The sequence below is a fragment of the Vibrio floridensis genome, from assembly GCF_021852965.1.
Taxonomy (GTDB): Bacteria; Pseudomonadota; Gammaproteobacteria; order Enterobacterales; family Vibrionaceae; genus Vibrio; species Vibrio floridensis.
Genome location: NZ_JAKGCY010000001.1, coordinates 596,697 through 616,602, shown reverse-complemented (window position 1 = coordinate 616,602; position 19,906 = coordinate 596,697). Strand labels below are relative to the sequence as shown.

Below are 19,906 nucleotides of genomic sequence, written 5' to 3'. Positions count from 1 at the left end.
TTTTTTCCTTGTAATGATTACTGACTTTTATGAGGGCACGCTGTTTGGCGTGGCTTATCTCATCGGCTCTCCAGTCCGCTGCTGAGTTTCCCAACTCGGGGCTAGCCAAACCTTCGAGCGCTGCGGAGGCAACGGCTGTTTATGCAAAATTAAATCAGCGGCTCTTTCCGCCACCATGATGGTAGGCGCATTAAGATTGCCGTTAGGAATAGTGGGAAAAACGGATGAATCCACTACGCGCAGGTTGGTGATTCCTCGTACACGACACTCTTCATCGAGCACCGCCATTGGGTCATCATCTGCGCCCATTTTGCATGAGCACGAAGGGTGATACGCGCTCTCAACGTTCTCTTTCACCCACTGATCGATTTCCGCATCGGTCGCGACATTGATGCCGGGCTGTATCTCTTCACCACGGAACTCATCCATTGCTGGCTGCGCCAAAATTTCGCGAGTAAGGCGGATACAATCTCGCCAATCTTGACGATCGCGCTCGGTCGATAAGTAGTTAAACTGAATTTTGGGTTTGTCCAACGGATTGGCTGAGACGATCTCAACACGGCCTCGGCTCTCAGGCTTGTTTGGCCCAACATGAACTTGGAAGCCATGACCATCAAAGGCGGCTTGTCCATCGTAACGCATTGCCGCGGGCAAAAAGTGGTACTGAATATTCGGCCATTTCAAACCTGCACGTGAGCGAATAAAGGCGCAAGACTCGAAGTGATTGGTCGCCCCAAGCCCTTTGCGCGTTAAAATCCACTCGGTTCCAATCAACCCTTTGCTGAACCAGTCCAATTTCCCATTCAAGGTGATGGGCTTTTGGCAATGGTATTGGAAATAGACTTCGAGATGGTCTTGCAAGTTTTGTCCAACGCCTGGCAGATGGTGAACGGGCGTCACCCCCGCCTTCTCAAGTACTGTTTTAGGGCCAATGCCAGAGAGCTGTAACAGTTGCACCGAGCCAATCGAGCCCGCACTGGAAATCACTTCATTTTTGGCAAAACAAGTACGCAGTTCGCCTGCCAGTTCAAACTCGACCCCTACGGCACGCTTTTCTTCCAGTAAGATACGTTGAACCACAACGCCTTTGATCAGTTTGAAATTGCTTCTTTTTTTGGCACGGCTTAAGTATGCGTTTGAGGTTGAAGCTCGCACACCATTTTTAACCGTCATATGCATCGGACCAAAGCCTTCTTGTTGGTAGCCATTGTAGTCCGATGTTTCTGGATATCCGGCCTCCTTACCCGCATCAATGAACGCGCGATAGAGTGGATTCAGCGTCATCTTATTGCCAGCACAGGTACTTAATGGCCCATCGCCACCGCGATACTCATCTTCCCCGTCAATCCAGTTTTCTGCTCGGCGAAAATACGGCAGACACGCTTGGTAGTTCCAGCCTTTTGCCCCTTGTTCTTCCCATTCATCAAAATCACAGGCATGACCACGAACATAAACCATGCCGTTGATGGAGGAACTGCCCCCGAGCACTTTCCCTCTTGGGCAATGTAAACGACGGCCATCTAAGTCCGCTTCTGCATCGGTTTCAAATTGCCAAGCGTACTTCTCTGAGTTCATAGGGTAAGAGAGCGCCGTTGGCATTTGAATGAAAATACTCTTGTCGGAACCGCCCGCTTCGAGTAATAAAACACTGTGATCACCACTCTCTGATAGTCGATCCGCTAGCACACAGCCAGCGGAACCCGCACCGACGATAATGTAATCGTAGTGTTGCTGCATTTTTTTCTCCTAACTATTGATTGATTAAGCGTAAGTGGAGTCGAACGCACCCAGTTCGACAAACACGCTTTTGGTCTGCGTATAGTGCAGTAACGTCTCTTGGCCATTTTCGCGGCCAATACCCGACAGCTTGTAGCCACCCACCGGCATCTCTGCGGGTGAATTTCCCCAAGTGTTTATCCAGCAGATGCCCGCTTGCAGTTGGTGAATGACTCTATGGGCTTTGGATAGATTTTGCGTAAATACCCCAGCGGCCAAGCCGTATTGGGTGTTATTCGCGCGAGCAATGACTTCATCTTCGTCATCAAACACCAGCACAGACATGACAGGTCCAAAGATTTCATTTTGCACATGAGGCATCTCATCGCGGCAATCGACAAAGACGGTAGGCGCAACAAAACACCCTTTCTCTAGCCCTCTTTCCGTCACCTGGAAACCACCAGTGAGCAACGTTGCACCGCTCTCTTTCGCACTCGAAATAGCACCGAGTACTTTTTCTAGATGCGATTTAGAAATCAGTGAGCCAATTTGCGTTTCCATGTTCATTGGATCGCCGACAATGAGCTTTTCCGTGCGCTCTTTTAGCTGTTCAACAAACGCGTCGTACATCGCTCGTTGAACATAAACTCGCGTGCCATGGGTACACACCTCACCTTGAGTGTAAAAATTTGCCACCATTGCTGCCGAGACAGCATCATCGAGATCGGCATCATCGAAAATAATCAAGGGCGATTTCCCCCCCAATTCCATGGTGACGGGCTTGAGTGTCGCAGCGCTATCGGCCATCACTTTCTTGCCGGTGCCAGACTCACCGGTGAATGAGACTTTGTCGATTTCAGGATGCGCGGTGAGCATTTGCCCAACACGATAGTCCCCTTGAACAACGTTAAACACGCCATCAGGCACGCCCGCTTGCGTAAAGAGTTCAGCCAGTTTGAGTGCCGAAAGTGGCGTTTCTTCTGAGGGTTTAAAGATCATCGCGTTGCCAGCGGCTAATGCAGGCGCGGCTTTCCACATTGCAATTTGAATCGGATAATTCCAAGCGCCGATGCCTGCACAAATGCCCAGAGGTTCTCTTCTGGTGTAAAAAAACTGATTGGAACCAAGGGATTGTTGCTCGCCACCTAAGCCATTCACTAATCCAGCAAAATACTCGATAACATCTGCGCCAGTGGCAATGTCAACCACACTCGCTTCTTGAATTGGTTTGCCCGTATCGTGCACTTCCAACTCTGCTAGTTCATCATTGTGATCGCGAATCAGCTGCGCCGCTTTGAGTAAGCATCGGCTGCGCTCGGCTGCGCTCATAGATGACCACACAGAAAAGCCAAGCTTCGCGCTCTCGATGGCGTGAGCTAACACCCTTTCGTCGGCTTGCTCGATGTGTGCTAACACTTCTCCGGTTGCTGGATTTAAGGTCGCAAAAGATTCGCCAGTGTCACCAACGAAAGGCTTCCCTCCAATGTAATGTGCTGTAACTTCCATCTGAAATTTGACTCTAGGTTATTGTTGTGAATAAAACGTGAGCTGTTTTTCTAAATAATCGTTAATAATGATGCGCGCTTTGTTCGCATTAATACCTTCAGGATTAAGCGCTCCACGCAGCCAGATCCCGTCGATAAGCGCGGCAATGCCTTGGGCGACAATGTCGGCTTGCTCTTTGCTCATCAACGCTTTGAGTTCTCGCTTTAAATGTGAAAGCAAGCGCTTTTCATTAACGCGCTGTAAACGCTTTAACGCTTCGTCATGCATGGAATAAGACCAAAACGCCAACCATGTTTTGATCACCTTGCTTTCAGATTGAAAGCCAACGAAATTAGCATCCAATATCGCGTTGATTCTCTGCATATGCGCCTGCTTCGGTAGTGAATTCAAGCGTTTTGTTGCATCACAAGATAACTGCCTCAAAATATCGCGCATCGTTTCTTCAAGCAGTCCATGCTTACCACCAAAGTAGTGGTTGATGATGCCACTAGAGACACCCGCCTCTTGGCTAATCAAAGAAACACTGGCGCCGTGCAAGCCCACACGGTCAATGACCGTCATGGTCGCACTGACTAATTGTGGCCTGCGAATCTTTGGCATTCCTACCTTGGGCATCCGTGTTCCTTTTTTTATTTGAACGATTAGTTAAATTAAAATGGCATAAAAATAATTAGATCTCAAACCATAAAGCCACTTTTACCGTCGATCATAAAGCTCAATCACCCAACAAAACTCATACACAACTCAACACATCCAACGCCACTCACGCACAAAAACCAAACAAAAACGAAATTTTTAACGTGTTGTTTTTAAAGCTAAGTAGCCAAACCTAGTAACAAAACACGACAATTAACATCCAATTCACTAATTAACCTTCATTTGTTAACAAATAAAAAATTAAAAGAAATTTACTTAGACATCGAATCATTTAACGTTTTAGAATTGCCCTCTCTTAACTGAGTGAGAGATGGAGTATTGGATGGTGGGCGAAAGCAGTTCAGTGCATTCTGCTTTTCGTTATTCACACTCCGAACCGCTATTCGCACAACATACCTAAAGGTGGAGCCGTCCTTCTATGCGAGTTTTATTCATATTTATGATGCTAATCAGCATCAACTTGCCCGCACAGGCCGAGCAACAAACGTATTCCGACAGCGAGTTGCTCGATAGGCCATTAATGGAGAGATACATCCTTGATGAGCTCAAATCGCTAAGACAAGATCAACAAGACTTAGAAAAGCGATTAACCGTTCAGTTTACCGAGCGCGAACTCTCAGTAGCCGATAAGTCACTGAACTATGCCAATGTGACCGTTACCTACTTCTTCTACATCATTGCCGGTGTTGCTTCTCTTGTCGCCTTTGTTGGCTGGCAATCATTAAGGGAGTTAAAAAACAACACCAAAGCAATGGCCGATAAAAGGCTGGAAACCATTGCAGAAAAGTATGAGAAGAAGTTCATTGCGTTAGAAAGAGATTTGAAACGCAAAACACGCATCATCAGTGAAAACAACCGAGAGATCGAAATCATCAATGAGATTCATAACCTGTGGTTAAGAGCGCAAAGTATGCCAACCGCTGAGCAGCGTATTGATGTGTACGATGAGATTCTGGCGATAAGGCCGGGCGACTTAGAGGCCGTCACCTACAAAGCCGATGCTGCAATGGAAATCAAAGAGTACAACTGGGCACTCAGTCTTTGTAACCGCGTACTGGATATGGACAGTTCTAATGCCCCCGCACTCTACCAAAGAGCCTGTGCATATTCTCGTCTGGGTTTGGAAGAGCAGTCGATCGACGATCTCGAACGAGCAATCGAAGCAAGCCCTTCAATACGCGACCTCATCGCTAATGAGCCCGATTTGGAACCATTACACGGTAACCCGAATTTTGATCGCATGATCGCTCGCGGCCAAGAGAGTTAGAACGAAAAAGTTTGCAAAAAGACTGCGGATGTAAAACTCGAGACAAGTCATCGTCTCGAGTTATTTTTTACAGCCCAAAAAAGCGGGTGAACCAAGTGATTTCACCAAACTCAATTAAATCGTAAATGGAGAAAAAGACCGCGCAGATAACCGCGAGTTTGAGTAACTTGATGGCAATTAACATCATAATTTCTTCCTTAGCTTGCGTTGCGCACACAGTCTAACGAAAAAGCAATAAGACACAATCCCTAACGCTCCTGTAACGTCCATTTATCCCATTGAATGGTCTGCATAATGAATCGCTCAGGATCAATAAAACCGTGAAAAACAGGCATAGCACTCGTATAGCCCGCCATCCAACGTCCCTCTCCCGACTCAGGATAATCTGATTTGATTCCTAAACGCAGTGCAAAATGCAAATGCGGCACACGGCTATCGCCTTCATGTATCATAGGCTCAGCTACGTAACCGATAATAGCGCCTCGTTTCACTGGCCCCTGAGTCACCACTGCTTGTTTGGTCGAGAGGTGCCCATAGAGTGAATGCAGCCCTTCTTTGTAATGGTCAATAATGACCAGCCCAAGGTGTTCTTCTTGTTCACCCGAATAACTTACATTGCCATCAGCCACCGCATAGACAGGGGAACCCGCTTGAACATGATAGTCTATTGCCGCGTGATAAAGATTGGGAAAGCGTGGAGAAACGTTAAATGCGGCGTACTCCTGCAAAACGGTGCGGCGGTCAAGGGGAAAAAGATAAGATACCTCACTATCTTCAAGCACCGCGGTTAATTCTCGATGCACACGATCAAGCTCCTGCTCAGCATTTAATCGATGTTTTTCAGAATAGGTTTTCGTCCCCCAAAACAGGAAAATAAACACCAATGAAAGCAGTAAAAATAGAGTGATATTCTGCAACTTTAGTAACATCTAGCCATCCATGTATGGTTCAACTTAATCCCAAAGACACCCTTGACGAACATTGCAAAAAAAGTGGCCAAGCAAAAATCTTAAAAGGCTTTTCTTACGAGAGTTCATCCATAGCCCTCTCAAACAATTGGGTGAGTGACGTTGATATTGCTGAATCTCCCATTGAGCAATAATGAATCGACATCTTTACGATTCATTTCACATTTGCAGCCCAATGCAATCGATTACACATTCACATACGCAATGCTCAGGTGGTTTTATATGCAACAGAATAATTTATAAAATAACCAGAGAGAAAGTGATGATTAGAACCTTTGTAATATCCGGAATTTTGTTGCTCATAACCGCATGCGGCGGTGGGTCTTCTGGCGATAACACCTCAACAGCGCCCCCTTCCAGCCGAGATTTATCCGTCGAACTGGGTCAAGACCTTTTCCACAATGCCAATGACACCATAGAAATCGTTCCTCAATACCAGCATGACAGCGCATTTCCCCCCACGTTTCAGTGGCGACAAACCGAAGGCCCTAGCTTAGATGCCTCCCCTTTTAACCAGAAAAGTCTTAAGTTCACCCTTCCATCTGTCGCGGTAGAAACCACCATCGCGTTTGAACTGACGTTAACCGACGCTCAAGGCAACCAAGCACAAGATACGATTCGCATTACCATCAAACCCACTCCTCAGTCACACAACCTCCCCCCCACCGTACAAGCAGGCTCGCCCTTTAGCGTAGAAGAAGGCGCCTTTGCCGACGGACTGAATGTCACCGCCCGAGATGAAGACGGACAGATAGAAAAAATCGAATGGCGGCAAACCGGTGGCCCGACGGTGGCCCTCTCGAATGTCCATTCAGCTTATCCAAAGTTCAAAGCACCTTTAGTGGATAACGATACGGATCTGGTGTTCAGCGTCACCGTGACTGACAACTTAGGGGCAACCGCGCAAGACCAACAGATCGTCACCGTACAGGACAGCGCGATCAATCAGCGTCCGCAAGTTTCAGTTGGAGAAGATAAAGCCGTGGTAGAAGGCACCAACGTGACGCTCACAGCACACGCCACTGATGCAGATGGCAACATTGTCGCTTATCGCTGGAGACAGTTATCGGGACCAAGCGTCACGCTCAATGACGCAACTCAAGCCAATGTGACCTTTTCTGTACCGACACAATGGACGCAAGGCGACAGCATCGGCTTAATGGTTACAGTGACAGACAATCAAGGCGGCATTGGCAACGCCAGAATAACGCTTGCCATCACTGCCGCAGAGCACAGCTTTAACGCCATTGAATACCTCGACCCAGCGCTCAAACGTTGTGTGGATCAGCACCGCACGCTGAAAGGGTGGCAGAATACACTCGAGGTGACGGAACTTAACTGCGCTTCTTCTTTCCAAATCAATACCAGCCGCGATTTGGTCAACTTTACCAACCTTGCAAAATTGACCATCAAGTCACGTCTGTTTACCGATTTTTCTTCGGACCATGTACCCAACATTGAAAGTTTGTCGTTCCAAGGTTCTGCACTGAAAACACTCGACTTCTCGGGCAATAAGTTGCTTCGTTCACTGACGTTAGTCAGTATTAACACGCTGCAAAGCCTCACCCTATCGCAAAACTTTGCTCTGACACAACTGACGGTCAATGGCAGTCAGATAGCAGATTTGGATTTGAGTCAGCAAATCGCTTTGCAATCCTTGTCCCTTCATATGGCGAGGCTAAATCAACTGCAATTAGCAAACATGCCGGATTTAATCACGCTCAAAATCACCGGAACACAGCTCAACCAGTTTATTGCACCCTCTCTACCGCAACTACGCACCTTGAACGTGAGCGACAACAAACTGCAAACCTTGAGGGTGACAGAGTTACCCGCTCTGACTGCTCTCTATGCGGGCAACAATGCACTAACGGAACTGAGCTTAGCCAACAACCTCGCGCTCACCGACGTTCGCGTGTCGAAAAACCCGCTTTCGACACTCAATATTCGGCCACTTCTTGAGTTAGAAAGATTAGAGATCAGCGAAACCGACCTCACGACCATCGACTTTTCGCAAAGCCAGAAAATAGCGGCGCTTCTGGCAGGCAATAGCACTCAATTGCGCACCCTACATGGCCCGCTCCTCCCCATCAAAGAAATCGATCTGAGTCATACTCGCGTCACCGATATCGACTTCAATCAGCTTCAGGAGGGTATGGTGTTGATTGGGGCGTCTGGGAAGGGGCTCACGCAGTTTAATGCGGCGCGATATCCGAACTTGCGAACGCTCTATATCGCAGATAACGCACTCACCTCCTTGGCGTTATCGCACAATCCGCAGTTGCTTCTGCTTGATGCAAAAAACAACCAGCTCGCTCAACTCGACTTGAGTGCGAACCCAGAGCTGGCGGATCTGGATGCGGCTCACAATCGACTCACTTCCGTTCAATTGGCCGAAGGAAGCCGACTGAGTTTCATCGTGCTTTCTCACAATCAGTTGAAAGACGTGGACTTGTCTCCAGCGGTCAATGTTTTTGATGTGGAAGTTCAAAATAACCCATTGGTGAACATCGAGTTATCGGGGCTGCGTCAATTACGAACTTTGGATGTGTCAAACTCTGATCTTGTGGATCTCGACACACCGACAGCGGCAAGTTTTTGGTGCCTGAGAGCGGAAAATAACCGCTTCAGTACCCAACTGCTTGAACAACTGGCACTGTTTGACCAAATGCTTGGCAAGGTATTTTTGACAACGCCCATGAGCAAAAGCACCTTAAATGACGAGTGCCACGCGCACCTTTAATAAAACAAAAGCCGTGAAAGGCGACCTTTCACGGCTTTTGTCGTTTGCGACAAGATTAAAAAAGATTGCTCAACCAACGCTTAAACCAATCGGTAATGCGTTTAAACAGCCCACCTTGCTCAACGGATTCTAACGCCACAAGATCGACCTCTTTTACCACCTTATCTTCAACTTTATAAATCACCTGACCAACCACCTGATCACGCAAGATTGGCGCTGATAAGTCCGGCAGATAAACCAGCTCAGCTTGAAGCTTTTTGGTATCCCCTTTGGGTAAGGTAAGGAAAATGTCCTCTTTAAGACCAACGCTTAACTGATTCTTCTCTCCCATCCAAATTCGAGTGTCTGCCAGCGGCTGATTCGCTTTCGTTGGGGAAACCGTATCAAAGAAGCGGAAACCGTAGCTCAGCAGTTGTTTGCTCTCCGCTTCACGGCTTGAAGTGCTGTTGGACCCCATCACCACCGAAATTAAGCGCATGTTGCCACTGGTGGCAGACGTCGCCAAACTGTAACCAGCGCCACTGGTGAAGCCTGTTTTCATGCCATCCACGGCAATACTTCGGTCTCGCAGCAATCCATTGCGGTTGTATTGCGTAATTCCGTTGTAAGTAAATGAGGTTTCACTGTACATCGGGTAAACGCTAGGCAAATCACGAATGATCGCCTGCCCCAACTTGGCAATGTCACGTGGTGTTGAATAGAGACCGGTGCTGTCCAAACCATGAGGGTTGGTGAAGGCGGAGTTTTGTAAACCTAGCTTGTCGGCCCACGAGTTCATCAAACTGACAAACGCATCTTGGCTACCTGCCACATGCTCGGCGATGGCGACACTCGCGTCATTACCCGACTGGATGATCAGACCTCGGTAGAGGTCTTCCAAGCTCACAGAAGTACCGACTTCGATAAACATTTTCGAAGAATCTGGGAAGTTTTTTGCCCATGCGTTACGGCTGATCACCACTTGATCTGAAAAGCGAATGTTGCCGCGATTCATTTCTTGCCCTGCCACATACGCCGTCATCAATTTGGTTAAACTGGCAGGATTTAACTGAGTATCGGCATTTTTGGCGACCAATACTTCCCCTGAATGGTAGTCCATCAGCACATAGCCTTTGGCGCCCAAAGCGGGAGGATCGGGAATGACGGTCGGCGCGGCGTGAGCGGAAAATGCCATAACGCTGGCACACAAAGCGGAAGTAAGAGAAACAATAGATTTCATGAAAGCAGCCATCGTCAAATAAAAACTACCCCCGAGTATATGTCAGTTAACTCAGGTTTCAGTCGCTAGGTTACGAATGGTTACGTTTCTTCGAAAAATGTCGCAATTTGCTCACATACCAATGAGTTGGCACTGTTTCGCAAAATGGGGAAATGAGGAAAAAAGAGAGGGGGTATGTTTAGTGGAGCTCCCTTATCGCAAGCTCCACTGACTTTCATTTGCACTTAAGCGTTAAACACGTACTTATCCATCATGGCAACCATACGACCAATTTCAGGTTTGGTAATGGTGTCATTGGCACCTAAAGCCAGTGCTTTAGAACGGTTGTCCTCACTCATCAATGAAGAAAACATCACAATTGGTATTGTTTTGTACGCTTCACTTTCACGAAGACGCTTGACTAAATGCATACCGTCCATACGAGGCATTTCAACGTCAGTCACCACCGCATCAATCAACTCACTCAGAGGTAAGTTCTCTTCACGAGCAACTTCGATCAAGTTCATCAATTTATCGTGCGCTTCACCACCATCTTTACAGGCGATCACATTGTACCCAGCAGATGTTAGGGTATCTTGAATCAGAGAACGAATGAAGGCCGAGTCATCCACGACCATAATCGTTTTGGCGTTACGCTTCACAACCATACGTTGGTTAAGATCGACGCTACGGTCTGTCTTAACGTCGTATTTTTCCATGCTAAGTTCTGGGTTGATATCTGCAATGATCTTCTCGAAGTCGAGGATCATGATCAGGTTGCCATCTTTACGCACAACTGCAACGACGCAATCTTGTTCCCCGGCTTCTAAAAACTGGCTTGGTGACTCTACATCATTCCATGAAATGCGATGGATACGGCTAATGCTGTCAATCAAGAAGCCGTTGGTCATCTTGTTGAAGTCGGTAACAATAACAAATTTTCTTTCAACATCAGGACGTGTTGGAACCCCCAACCACCCAGCAAGATCCACCAAAGGCGTCAAAATATCGCGAGAGGAGAAGACTCCGACCATATGCGGCTGCGCATTCGGATAATCTGTCGTTTCGGGAACTTGAATCACCTCACGAACCTTCGCGACGTTGATACCGTAATAACACGTTTTTGTCTTACCGTTAGGTAGCATTTTCTCTAAATGAAACTCAATGATCTCAAGTTCATTGGTACCGCTTTCGGTCAAAATTGTACTACTTGAATAGCTCATGATTGCAAATACTTTTCATGGTTAGCAAAAACCAGCCTAAAAACAGGCAATAGTTTTTATCGATAGATTTATTTTTACTGCTTGGCTCAGTTTTGTAAATCAGTAAACAACCCAGTACTTCAAATATTTAAACAAAAAATAGCATTACACCACTTTTACCAAAGTAAAAACCCTGTTCTTTTCAATAATAGTCGTAGTTTTTCAGTTCGCTGCAGTTTCTTGCACTGCTCTTGGCTCATCAAACTCAACGGACGTTTGCAGCCACAGACGACAGATTCCACCTTGCTACTGACCATCAAACAAAAAGCACCTTACGAGAAGGTGCTTTTTGTTTGCTAGCGTTTGTGTGATGACGTTTGTTTACTCATGAGCGAGGTATTTTCGTTTAAATTCAGATGCCAACGCAAATACCAAAACCATCAAAAAGGTGACTGCGATACCAACTCCATACCGTAGATTTTCATTGGCAAGTAACTCATAGCAACTGACGATAAATATCGCCAGTGTGAACAACAGATTAAAACGATGAACCCAAGGGTATTTAACTGAAAAATGAGCGTATTTTCTACCAATCATATCGCAACTCAATGCTTGTAATAATTAACTTATCGATATATCAATAAGACCACACAGTGTTCGTATTAACAACTATTGATAGCGATTCTTGGCTGAGTATCACACGATTGATCCTATTTAATATTGAGAAACAGAATCACTTTCAATCCGCCGAGAGTGAGCTCCAAAAGCAACTTAGCTTTGCATACAAAACGCTCACAAGTGTAAGGAAATTTTACAAAAAAAGATGAAAGATGAACTACCTCTCTTTTTTACCGTATCTCGTTACACTCATTCTCTCTACTAATGTCGGTTCAAGCTGTACCACTTGCACTTCTGCGGTCTCTTTATTAATTTTCTTTAATAGGGTCTCTACCGCTGCTTGGCCTAAACGATATTTGGGTTGATGAATAGTGGTAAGCGAAGGCGTCATAAATTTAGCGATGTGAATATCGTCATAACCGATAATAGAAAGGTCATGAGGAATCTCCACGCCCAGTTCATTGGCAGCATTGATCACCCCCATCGCCATCATGTCATTGCAAACAAACAGAGCACTTGGCAAAGGGCCTTTGGCGACGATTTTTTTGAATGCTTGATAGCCTCCTTCGCATTCGAAGTCCGCTTCCACAATCCACGCAGGGTTGAACGACAATCCGTGCTCATTGAGCGCCCGCTTATAGCCTTCATAACGCATTTGAGCTTGATGCTTAATCAGTGGGCCAGTAATACAGCCAATCTCTTTATGCCCCATTTGAATGAGGTAATTCGCGGCAAGATAGCCACCGCGTAACGAGTTGTCCTGAATCTTATCGCTACTAAACAGCATCGGGCCCCAATCCATGACCACCACGGGAATATCAGGGTAGCGCTCAAACACATCTAAACGCTCGCCTTCAAGCGAAGAACACATCAGAATCAAACCATCGACGCGTTTTTGCAGCAAGGTCATTATCGACGATTTCATCCTCTCGTGGTCGCCTTCCGTATTGCAGAGAATTAAGTTGTACCCTTTTTGATAACAGCTGCGCTCTACCCCTTTAACCACTTCACCAAAAAAAGGGTTAGTTGAGGTCGTCACAAGCATTCCGATGGTATTGGTTCGGTTGACTTTTAAACTACGGGCTAAGGCGGAAGGGGCAAAATAGTTGAGCTCTTTAGCCGCATGATTCACCCGTTCTGCAATTTCTTCACTGACAAAACGGGTCTTATTAATGACATGGCTAACGGTTGATGTGGAAACACCAGCAAGCTTTGCAATATCTTTCATCGTAGCCATGTTGTTCTCCTAATTATTGGCTAACTGTGCGCGGCTAAAAACTCATCGACCTCTTTACGGGTTGGAATAGAAGTTTGCGCTCCAAATCGAGTCACTGAAATCGCCGCCGCTGCATGAGCAAACTTAATCGCTGATTCTAAAGGCATATCCTCCAATAAACCAGTGACCAATGCCCCATTAAAAGTATCTCCCGCGGCGGTTGTATCGGTGACGTCGACTTTAAAACCGCAGATGCGTTGCCCCCTGCCATTTTCGCTGAGCCAAACCCCTTTAGAGCCAAGCGTAATCATGACGATCTCAATGCCTTTTTGATGTAAGACATTGGCGGCGTGCTGAGCGCTTTCATCATCCACTACCTCAATCCCGGTTAACACCTGAGCTTCTGTCTCATTTGGTGTGATCACGTCGATGGATGCTAATAGCTCGTCGGATAAGGTGCGCGCTGGTGCTGGATTTAAAATCACATTGGTTTTTGCCGCTTTAGCTTCTCTGGCCGCAAGCTCTATCCCGCAGATAGGGGTTTCTAACTGCATAAGAAGAAATCTGGCATCACGGATACGTGGCAAATCCGATTCAATGGCCGCCTCGGTTAACTTGGCATTGGCTTCCGCCGAGATACAAATGCTGTTCTCGCCGCTGTCTGCGACTTGAATCATTGCGATACCTGTTGGGCAATTGGGCTGCATCTTCACGCCATCGATTTGAATACCGTCAAGCTTGAAGTTTTCTCGAATATTGATGCCAAACGAGTCATCCCCAACACAAGCGATGAAGCCCGTATCTGCGCCTAAACGTGCAGCGGCAACGGCTTGATTGGCCCCTTTCCCACCCGGAATCACTTGATAATTTCGCCCATGTAACGTTTCCCCAGGACGTGGGAAAGATGGGACTTGAAGCACATGGTCTGCGTTAACACTACCTAAAACCACTAACTTGTTCATTGGGTATTCCTCAGCTCTTGAATGAGCTTTGTTCATTGTAAAACGACACTGATGACGTTGAGTTTTCTGCTTGCTAGAGAGCGAAGCGCGAACCAAAAACTCAATGGCATCGGGCGTTTATGCCTCTGAGCAACGTCAGAGGCATAACATGACAATTATTTCGTTACGACTTTCAGTGGAACAGGGATGTAACCTTCAACCTGTTCGCCTTTCAGCACTTTGTCTGCAGTCTCAATACCAAGCGCACCGATAAGGTCTGGCTGCTGGGCAATGGTTGCGGCCAGTTTGCCACGATTCACCGCAGCGATACCGTCATCCGTGCCATCAAAGCCCACAATCATCACCTCTTTGCCCGACGCTTGAATGGCGCGCAACGCCCCCAATGCCATTTCATCGTTTTGTGCGAAGACCGCTTGAACATCTGGGTTCGCTGCCAGTAGGTTTTCCATCACGTTCAGACCTTTAGTGCGGTCAAAATCCGCAGGTTGGCTCGCAAGCAGTTCCATATGACTGCCTTTAACCGCATTCATAAAGCCTTCTCCGCGTTCGCGCGCCGCTGATGTTCCTGCAATACCTTCAAGCTGGATCACTTTCGCTTTTTCGCCCACTTTTTCGACGATGAAATTACCGGCCATTTCACCGCCCACCACGTTGTCTGACGCAATATGACTCACAACGTCGCCACGGCTTGCACCACGGTCTAGGGTTAGAACGGGAATCTTGGAGCGGTTAGCAATACGAATCGCATTCGAAACCGCATCCGAATCGGTTGGGTTGATCAAAATCGCTTTAACGCCACGAATGGTCAGATCTTCCACGTTCGAAAGCTCTTTGCTCGGGTCGTTTTGCGAATCCAAAACGATCAGGTTGTAGCCCAGCTCTTTTGCACGCGTTTCCGCACCATCTTTCATGGTGACAAAGAATGGGTTATTCAGCGTCGAAACAACGATCGCCATCGTATCTTGCGCCTGCGCACCAAGAGAAACGGTAGAGGTTAGTAGTGCAGCAGAAATCAGTGTTGCCAATTTTTTCATTGTTGTCGTCCTTTGTACTTTTGTAGGGGTGCCAAGCCGAAGCTTGGCTGTCAGAGTTTTCGAGTCCAGAGTGAAAATTACTTGTTCTTGTTGTCGACCATCACCGCCAGCAAAATCACCGCAGCTTTGGCAATCATCTGGTAGTAAGAAGAAACATCGAGTAAGTTCAGCGCGTTGTTTAGGAAACCGATGATTAACGCACCGATCAAAGTGCCCATAATCCGCCCTTTACCGCCCATTAAGCTGGTACCACCAAGCACCACGGCAGCAATCGCATCCAGCTCATAGCCCATCCCTGCCGTTGGTTGAGCCGAAGATAGACGTGATGTGACGATGATGCCTGCCAAAGCAGCAAGTAGGCCGCAAATCGCGTAAACACCGATTTTGACTTTGTCGACGTTAATACCGGATAGACGAGTGGCAGACTCGTTCCCACCCAGTGCATACACATAGCGACCAAAGCGGGTGTGGTTAAGCAGATACCAAGCGGCCGCAAACACCACCACCATCAACCAAACCGGTACCGGAATGCCAAGCGCATAGCCAGTGCCAAACCAAGCAAACGCGTCGGCAGTATCGGTAAAACCCGTAGATATAGGACGACCATCGGTATACACCATGGTGACACCACGCAGCAAGGTCATCGTCACCAGTGTGGCGATAAAGGCTTGAACTTTGCCTTTGGCGATAATAATGCCGCTAATGGCCCCCAACGTTGCCCCCGCTAACAGCGCGGTTGGCACTGCGATTAATACCGGGACTTCCATCGCGACAAGGCTGGCAGCAAACGCACCACATAAGGCCAACACCGACCCCACACTCAAATCGATGCCCGCGGTCAGAATAACCAAGGTCATCCCCACAGCGATGATCGCGTTCACCGAGGTTTGACGAAGAATGTTGAGAATGTTGTCTACGGTGAAAAAGTTTGGATTGAGAAAAGAGACCACCACGATGAGGAAAAGTAACGCGATGAGCGATTTCTGCTCAATGAGCCACTCTTTACTGATCCAAGTTTTGTTTGTCTCATTTGATTTGTTTTTGCTCATGATTTCACTACTCATGCTGCTTCCTCAGATACTTTTTTGCCGACTGCACAGGCCATCAGTTTTTCCTGATCGGCGTGTTTTGCTTCAAACTCACCTGTGATGCGACCTTCATGCATCACTAAGATGCGATCGCTCATGCCGAGCACTTCTGGCATTTCAGATGAGACCAGAATGATGCTCATCCCTTCGGCTTTGAATTTGTTGATTAACTGGTAAATTTCTTTCTTCGCGCCGACGTCTACACCTCGAGTCGGTTCGTCTAGGATCAAAACTTTCGGTTTGGTCATCAACCCTTTTGCAATGGCCACTTTTTGCTGGTTTCCGCCGGAAAGATTGCCAATAATTTGTTCGCGAGATGGCGTTTTGATGTTGAAAAGTTGGATAAAATCATCCACAGCAACCACTTCATCTTGATGTTGGATTTGCACACCTTTGCTTAGCTTATCGAGCGCACAAAGTGACATGTTTTCTTTCACCGAAAGGCCAAGGACGAGGCCGTCGCCTTTGCGGTCTTCTGAAATGTAAGCAATGCCATTTGCCAAACCATCTTGTGGGCTTACCGGATTAATGGTGCGATTATCAAGATTGATCACGCCTCTCTCACTCGGCAAAGCGCCATAAATCACTTTCATCAGCTCTGTTCGACCTGCGCCCATCAGACCTGAAATACCCAAAATTTCACCTCGTTTTAAGGTAAAACTGACATCGTGTACGCCAGACCCCGTCAGACCAATCACTTCTAAACAGGTTTGACCGTGCACCACGTCAATTCTTGGGTATTGCTCTTCAAGCTTGCGCCCAACCATCATCTCAATTAAGCCATCTTCGTCTGTTTGCACGACTTCGCACTGACCGATAAATTTGCCATCGCGCAACACCGTGATGTCATCACAAATTTCGAAGATCTCTTTCAAACGGTGGGAGATGTAAACAATGCCACACCCCTGCTCTCTCAGCTCTCGAATAACCGAAAACAGCGCCTCTGTTTCGGTGTCCGTCAAGGCGTCTGTTGGTTCATCCATGATGATGACTTTGGACTCAAAAGAGAGCGCTTTAGCGATTTCCACCATCTGCTGCTCACCCAGACTTAACTGACCAAGTAACGTCTTTGAGCTGTGCTTCACTTTCAAGCGCGCGAGCAGTTTGTCCGCTTCTGCGTACATTTTTGGCCAATCAATACGCCCAAACGCCGAGGTAATCTCTCGACCAAGAAAAATGTTCTCTGCGATGGTCAGTTCACGAATAAGGTTTAGTTCTTGGTGAATAATGCTGATACCAGCTTGTTGTGAATCTCGTGGCCCTTTAAACTGCGCTGGTTGGCCTTGATAAACTATCTCACCTGCGTCTCGTGAATAGATACCGGTAAGCACTTTCATCAAGGTGGATTTCCCTGCTCCATTTTCTCCCATTAAAGCCATCACTCTTCCTGGGTAGACATTGAGCGAGGCCTTATCTAACGCCTTCACGCCAGGAAATGCTTTTTCAATTTCACTGAGCTGTAAAATCGCTTGGTTCATACTCTCTCCTCAACCACCTAACTTGGTGAAACCTGTCAATGGGTTAGAACACAACGCCAGCTTGAAAAATCACATTGGCGTAAGGGGTGCATTCACCGGTGCGCACCACCGCTTTGCTCGACTCCGTACGTTGCTTGAACTCTTCGTGAGAAACATGCGTCAGTGACAACACTTTGCCTGTTTTTTCTTCTTCACATTGAAGCTCAGCCACTAATGCCTGATAAAGCTCAGGGCTTACCTCTGCAAACTCCGTGGTCACAATTGCCCCTTCGATTTGCGATTCAGAGAGCATCACTCGTACGGTTTCAATAAAACTTGGCACACCGTGAGTCAACGCCAAATCAATCCGAGAGACGCCGTCTGGGATCGGCAAACCAGCGTCACAAATCGTGATCTCGTCCGTGTGACCTAAGGTGGCCACGAGGTAGGAAAGTTCAGAGTTTAGCAGGGCACTTTTTTTCATTTTTGTTTCTCAATTTGGGTGAACTCTATCGATTCGCGTTAGAGAAAAAATCTCATCGAAACGTTTCGATGAGATAATAGAACGCGAATGAAAATTTTCTATCGGCTTTGTACCAATGTGTGATTGAGATCGTTTTCGAAGTGAAATGGGGAAAGAAAACAGCGTGATTAGTCACAAATACATTTCGACAAATGTCACGAATTGAGTATGCTATGCAGAGTTATTTGTTAGTAATTGTATCTTTACGTTACTTTTGTCCCATATTGTGAGGCATTTTCGCTCCATGAACTTCGCGCTACTTTCTGCTTTCATCCCAACCTTTTTCTTTGTCTCTATCACCCCGGGGATGTGTATGACTTTAGCCTTAACCCTTGGTATGAGCATTGGATATAAACGCACACTTTGGATGATGCTCGGAGAGCTGGTTGGTGTTGCGGTTGTTTCCGTTGCAGCGGTCGTCGGTATTGCCGCCGTTATGCTCAATTACCCTATGCTGTTCATTAGTTTCAAAATATTGGGCGCGACCTATTTGGTTTACTTAGGCATCCAAATGTGGCGATCTCGTGGAAAGCTGTCTCTTTCTGCTGAAACTGGTTCTGTCAGCCGCGCGAATAATTGGCAATTGATCATGCAAGGGTTCATTACTGCCATCGCCAATCCGAAAGGCTGGGCATTTATGATTTCTCTCTTACCCCCTTTTATTGACAAAAGCGCGCCACTACCACCACAGCTTTTGCTGCTGGTCGGAATTATTCTGATTTCAGAGTTTGTCTGTATGACGCTCTACGCCACTGGTGGTAAAGGTTTGAAACGCTTGCTTGGTCAATCTCAAAACGTGCGTCGCTTGAACCGAATTGCTGGTAGTTTGATGATTGGCGTCGGTATCTGGTTGTTTTTCAGCTAAAGCCTTCTATAGGAGAATCTGTTTATGCGCCATTATTTATGACGCATAAACACCCAAACTGGACCAATCAGCAAAAACTTCAGGTCCTCAAAAAACGAAGGCTTTTTCCCTTCAATCTTGTGGCCGACAAACTGAAAAATCCACAAGACAACAAAAAGACCAACAGCCATCTCAGCTAAGGGCAGCCCCAACAGTTCAACACTCCAAGCGAGCGCGATACTGGCAAGGGTATAACCCAGCATCATCAAAAAGACACTAAGCGACAGCCGATAGTAGAACCACCAAACTGGCAAAGCGGCAACCCAGACCCAGTTCAGCGATAAAACAGGCAGAGGAAGCGAAGGCAGCGACCAAATCAGCGCTACGATCGAAAAGAAAATCCCCGGCACAGCAAAGGTATGGATTTTTTGATTGGTCAAGTTTTGATGACTTTCACCGTAGGCATCCAGCCATTGTTCTAATGAGCGCATTCCCTTACCCCCAGTAGTCTTATTGCATCACTTGATTTAAGGACGCTGCGACTTAGGCAGCTTGTCCACCACCAATTGATATGAGCGTTGGCACAAATCTTCAATCAAACCCGATTCCACATCGCCATTTAAGTACACAGTGATCCAGTGACGCTTATTGGTGTGGTAACCCGGTGTGATGGATTCAAACTGAGACGTTAACACTTCGCCATCTTCGGGCTTCGCTTTAAGTGTAATGTATTCTCGCCCTTCTCGGCTGGCTAGAATCGCAAACATTTTGTCTTTGACCTTAAAGACTAAGGCTTCCGGGCCAAATGGAAAGCTGCTTTCTGCGCTAGCGAATGTATCAAGGTAGGCTTCAAGTTCTTTGCTGGTCATCATCAATCCTTCAACCGTTTTTATGGCTTACATTGTAC

At 46.9% G+C, this 19,906-nt stretch carries 18 protein-coding genes; 3 read left to right on the top strand and 15 right to left on the bottom strand.

Features of this window, described 5'->3' with window-relative positions; translation table 11 throughout:
* Nucleotides 1-54: 54 nt before the first annotated feature.
* The 3 genes from betA to betI are packed head-to-tail and all read right to left on the bottom strand — an operon-like array spanning nucleotide 55 to nucleotide 3,837.
* Nucleotides 55-1,737, bottom strand: coding sequence for a choline dehydrogenase (gene betA, locus LZU85_RS02565; protein ID WP_045621147.1), 1,683 nt, complete (start codon nucleotides 1,735-1,737; stop codon nucleotides 55-57).
* 24 nt (nucleotides 1,738-1,761) lie between these two features.
* Entirely contained in the window at nucleotides 1,762-3,222 is a 1,461-nt protein-coding gene (gene betB / locus LZU85_RS02560) for a betaine-aldehyde dehydrogenase (protein WP_237286285.1), read from the bottom strand.
* 18 nt (nucleotides 3,223-3,240) lie between these two features.
* Complete coding sequence (gene betI, locus LZU85_RS02555; protein WP_011151877.1) at nucleotides 3,241-3,837, bottom strand: transcriptional regulator BetI; 597 nt, start codon at nucleotides 3,835-3,837, stop codon at nucleotides 3,241-3,243.
* Between the two features lie 460 nt (nucleotides 3,838-4,297).
* On the opposite strand from betI, the gene LZU85_RS02550 reads away from it, so the two are divergent.
* Nucleotides 4,298-5,146: a tetratricopeptide repeat protein gene (locus LZU85_RS02550; RefSeq protein ID WP_176297094.1), complete on the top strand. Its 849-nt coding sequence runs from the start codon at nucleotides 4,298-4,300 to the stop codon at nucleotides 5,144-5,146.
* 248 nt (nucleotides 5,147-5,394) lie between these two features.
* Here the strand turns inward: LZU85_RS02550 and LZU85_RS02545 are convergent, their stop codons facing one another.
* Nucleotides 5,395-6,075 (bottom strand): M23 family metallopeptidase, encoded by a 681-nt coding sequence (locus LZU85_RS02545; RefSeq protein WP_176297093.1) that lies wholly within the window; start codon nucleotides 6,073-6,075, stop codon nucleotides 5,395-5,397.
* Between the two features lie 301 nt (nucleotides 6,076-6,376).
* Here LZU85_RS02545 and LZU85_RS02540 point away from each other — a divergent pair, with 301 nt between their 5' ends.
* Entirely contained in the window at nucleotides 6,377-8,857 is a 2,481-nt protein-coding gene (locus LZU85_RS02540) for a leucine-rich repeat domain-containing protein (RefSeq protein WP_237286284.1), read from the top strand.
* Between the two features lie 55 nt (nucleotides 8,858-8,912).
* Here LZU85_RS02540 and LZU85_RS02535 read toward each other — a convergent pair whose 3' ends face one another.
* The 9 genes from LZU85_RS02535 to rbsD all read right to left on the bottom strand — a co-directional run bounded on the left by LZU85_RS02535 (nucleotide 8,913) and on the right by rbsD (nucleotide 18,116).
* Nucleotides 8,913-10,076 carry a D-alanyl-D-alanine carboxypeptidase family protein gene (locus LZU85_RS02535; protein ID WP_237286283.1) on the bottom strand — a complete coding sequence of 388 codons (1,164 nt, stop codon included), beginning with the start codon at nucleotides 10,074-10,076 and terminating at the stop codon, nucleotides 8,913-8,915.
* 224 nt (nucleotides 10,077-10,300) lie between these two features.
* Complete coding sequence (locus LZU85_RS02530) at nucleotides 10,301-11,278, bottom strand: chemotaxis protein CheV (RefSeq protein ID WP_176297090.1); 978 nt, start codon at nucleotides 11,276-11,278, stop codon at nucleotides 10,301-10,303.
* Between the two features lie 360 nt (nucleotides 11,279-11,638).
* Complete coding sequence (locus tag LZU85_RS02525) at nucleotides 11,639-11,854, bottom strand: hypothetical protein (protein ID WP_217904480.1); 216 nt, start codon at nucleotides 11,852-11,854, stop codon at nucleotides 11,639-11,641.
* A 238-nt stretch (nucleotides 11,855-12,092) separates the two neighbouring features.
* A complete protein-coding gene (locus tag LZU85_RS02520; RefSeq protein WP_237286282.1) occupies nucleotides 12,093-13,112 on the bottom strand; it encodes a substrate-binding domain-containing protein in 1,020 nt (339 codons plus the stop codon).
* A 20-nt stretch (nucleotides 13,113-13,132) separates the two neighbouring features.
* Nucleotides 13,133-14,053 (bottom strand): ribokinase, encoded by a 921-nt coding sequence (gene rbsK, locus LZU85_RS02515; protein ID WP_130267811.1) that lies wholly within the window; start codon nucleotides 14,051-14,053, stop codon nucleotides 13,133-13,135.
* Between the two features lie 155 nt (nucleotides 14,054-14,208).
* Nucleotides 14,209-15,087, bottom strand: coding sequence for a ribose ABC transporter substrate-binding protein RbsB (gene rbsB / locus LZU85_RS02510; RefSeq protein ID WP_103276829.1), 879 nt, complete (start codon nucleotides 15,085-15,087; stop codon nucleotides 14,209-14,211).
* 77 nt (nucleotides 15,088-15,164) lie between these two features.
* A complete protein-coding gene (rbsC, locus tag LZU85_RS02505) occupies nucleotides 15,165-16,151 on the bottom strand; it encodes a ribose ABC transporter permease (protein WP_015727714.1) in 987 nt (328 codons plus the stop codon).
* Nucleotides 16,148-17,653, bottom strand: a complete 1,506-nt coding sequence (gene rbsA / locus LZU85_RS02500; RefSeq protein ID WP_047111925.1) for a ribose ABC transporter ATP-binding protein RbsA — start codon at nucleotides 17,651-17,653, stop codon at nucleotides 16,148-16,150. The genes rbsC and rbsA overlap by 4 nt, the downstream gene beginning before the upstream one ends.
* Nucleotides 17,654-17,696: 43 nt before the next feature.
* Nucleotides 17,697-18,116, bottom strand: a complete 420-nt coding sequence (gene rbsD / locus LZU85_RS02495) for a D-ribose pyranase (protein WP_237286281.1) — start codon at nucleotides 18,114-18,116, stop codon at nucleotides 17,697-17,699.
* A gap of 283 nt (nucleotides 18,117-18,399) precedes the next feature.
* Between rbsD and LZU85_RS02490 the strand changes: the two genes are divergently transcribed.
* Nucleotides 18,400-19,020, top strand: a complete 621-nt coding sequence (locus LZU85_RS02490) for a LysE family translocator (protein ID WP_065091048.1) — start codon at nucleotides 18,400-18,402, stop codon at nucleotides 19,018-19,020.
* A 32-nt stretch (nucleotides 19,021-19,052) separates the two neighbouring features.
* Here the strand turns inward: LZU85_RS02490 and LZU85_RS02485 are convergent, their stop codons facing one another.
* Nucleotides 19,053-19,490: an Mpo1 family 2-hydroxy fatty acid dioxygenase gene (locus tag LZU85_RS02485; RefSeq protein ID WP_198102770.1), complete on the bottom strand. Its 438-nt coding sequence runs from the start codon at nucleotides 19,488-19,490 to the stop codon at nucleotides 19,053-19,055.
* A 36-nt stretch (nucleotides 19,491-19,526) separates the two neighbouring features.
* Entirely contained in the window at nucleotides 19,527-19,871 is a 345-nt protein-coding gene (locus tag LZU85_RS02480; RefSeq protein WP_198102771.1) for an MmcQ/YjbR family DNA-binding protein, read from the bottom strand.
* Between the last annotated feature and the right edge of the window lie 35 nt (nucleotides 19,872-19,906).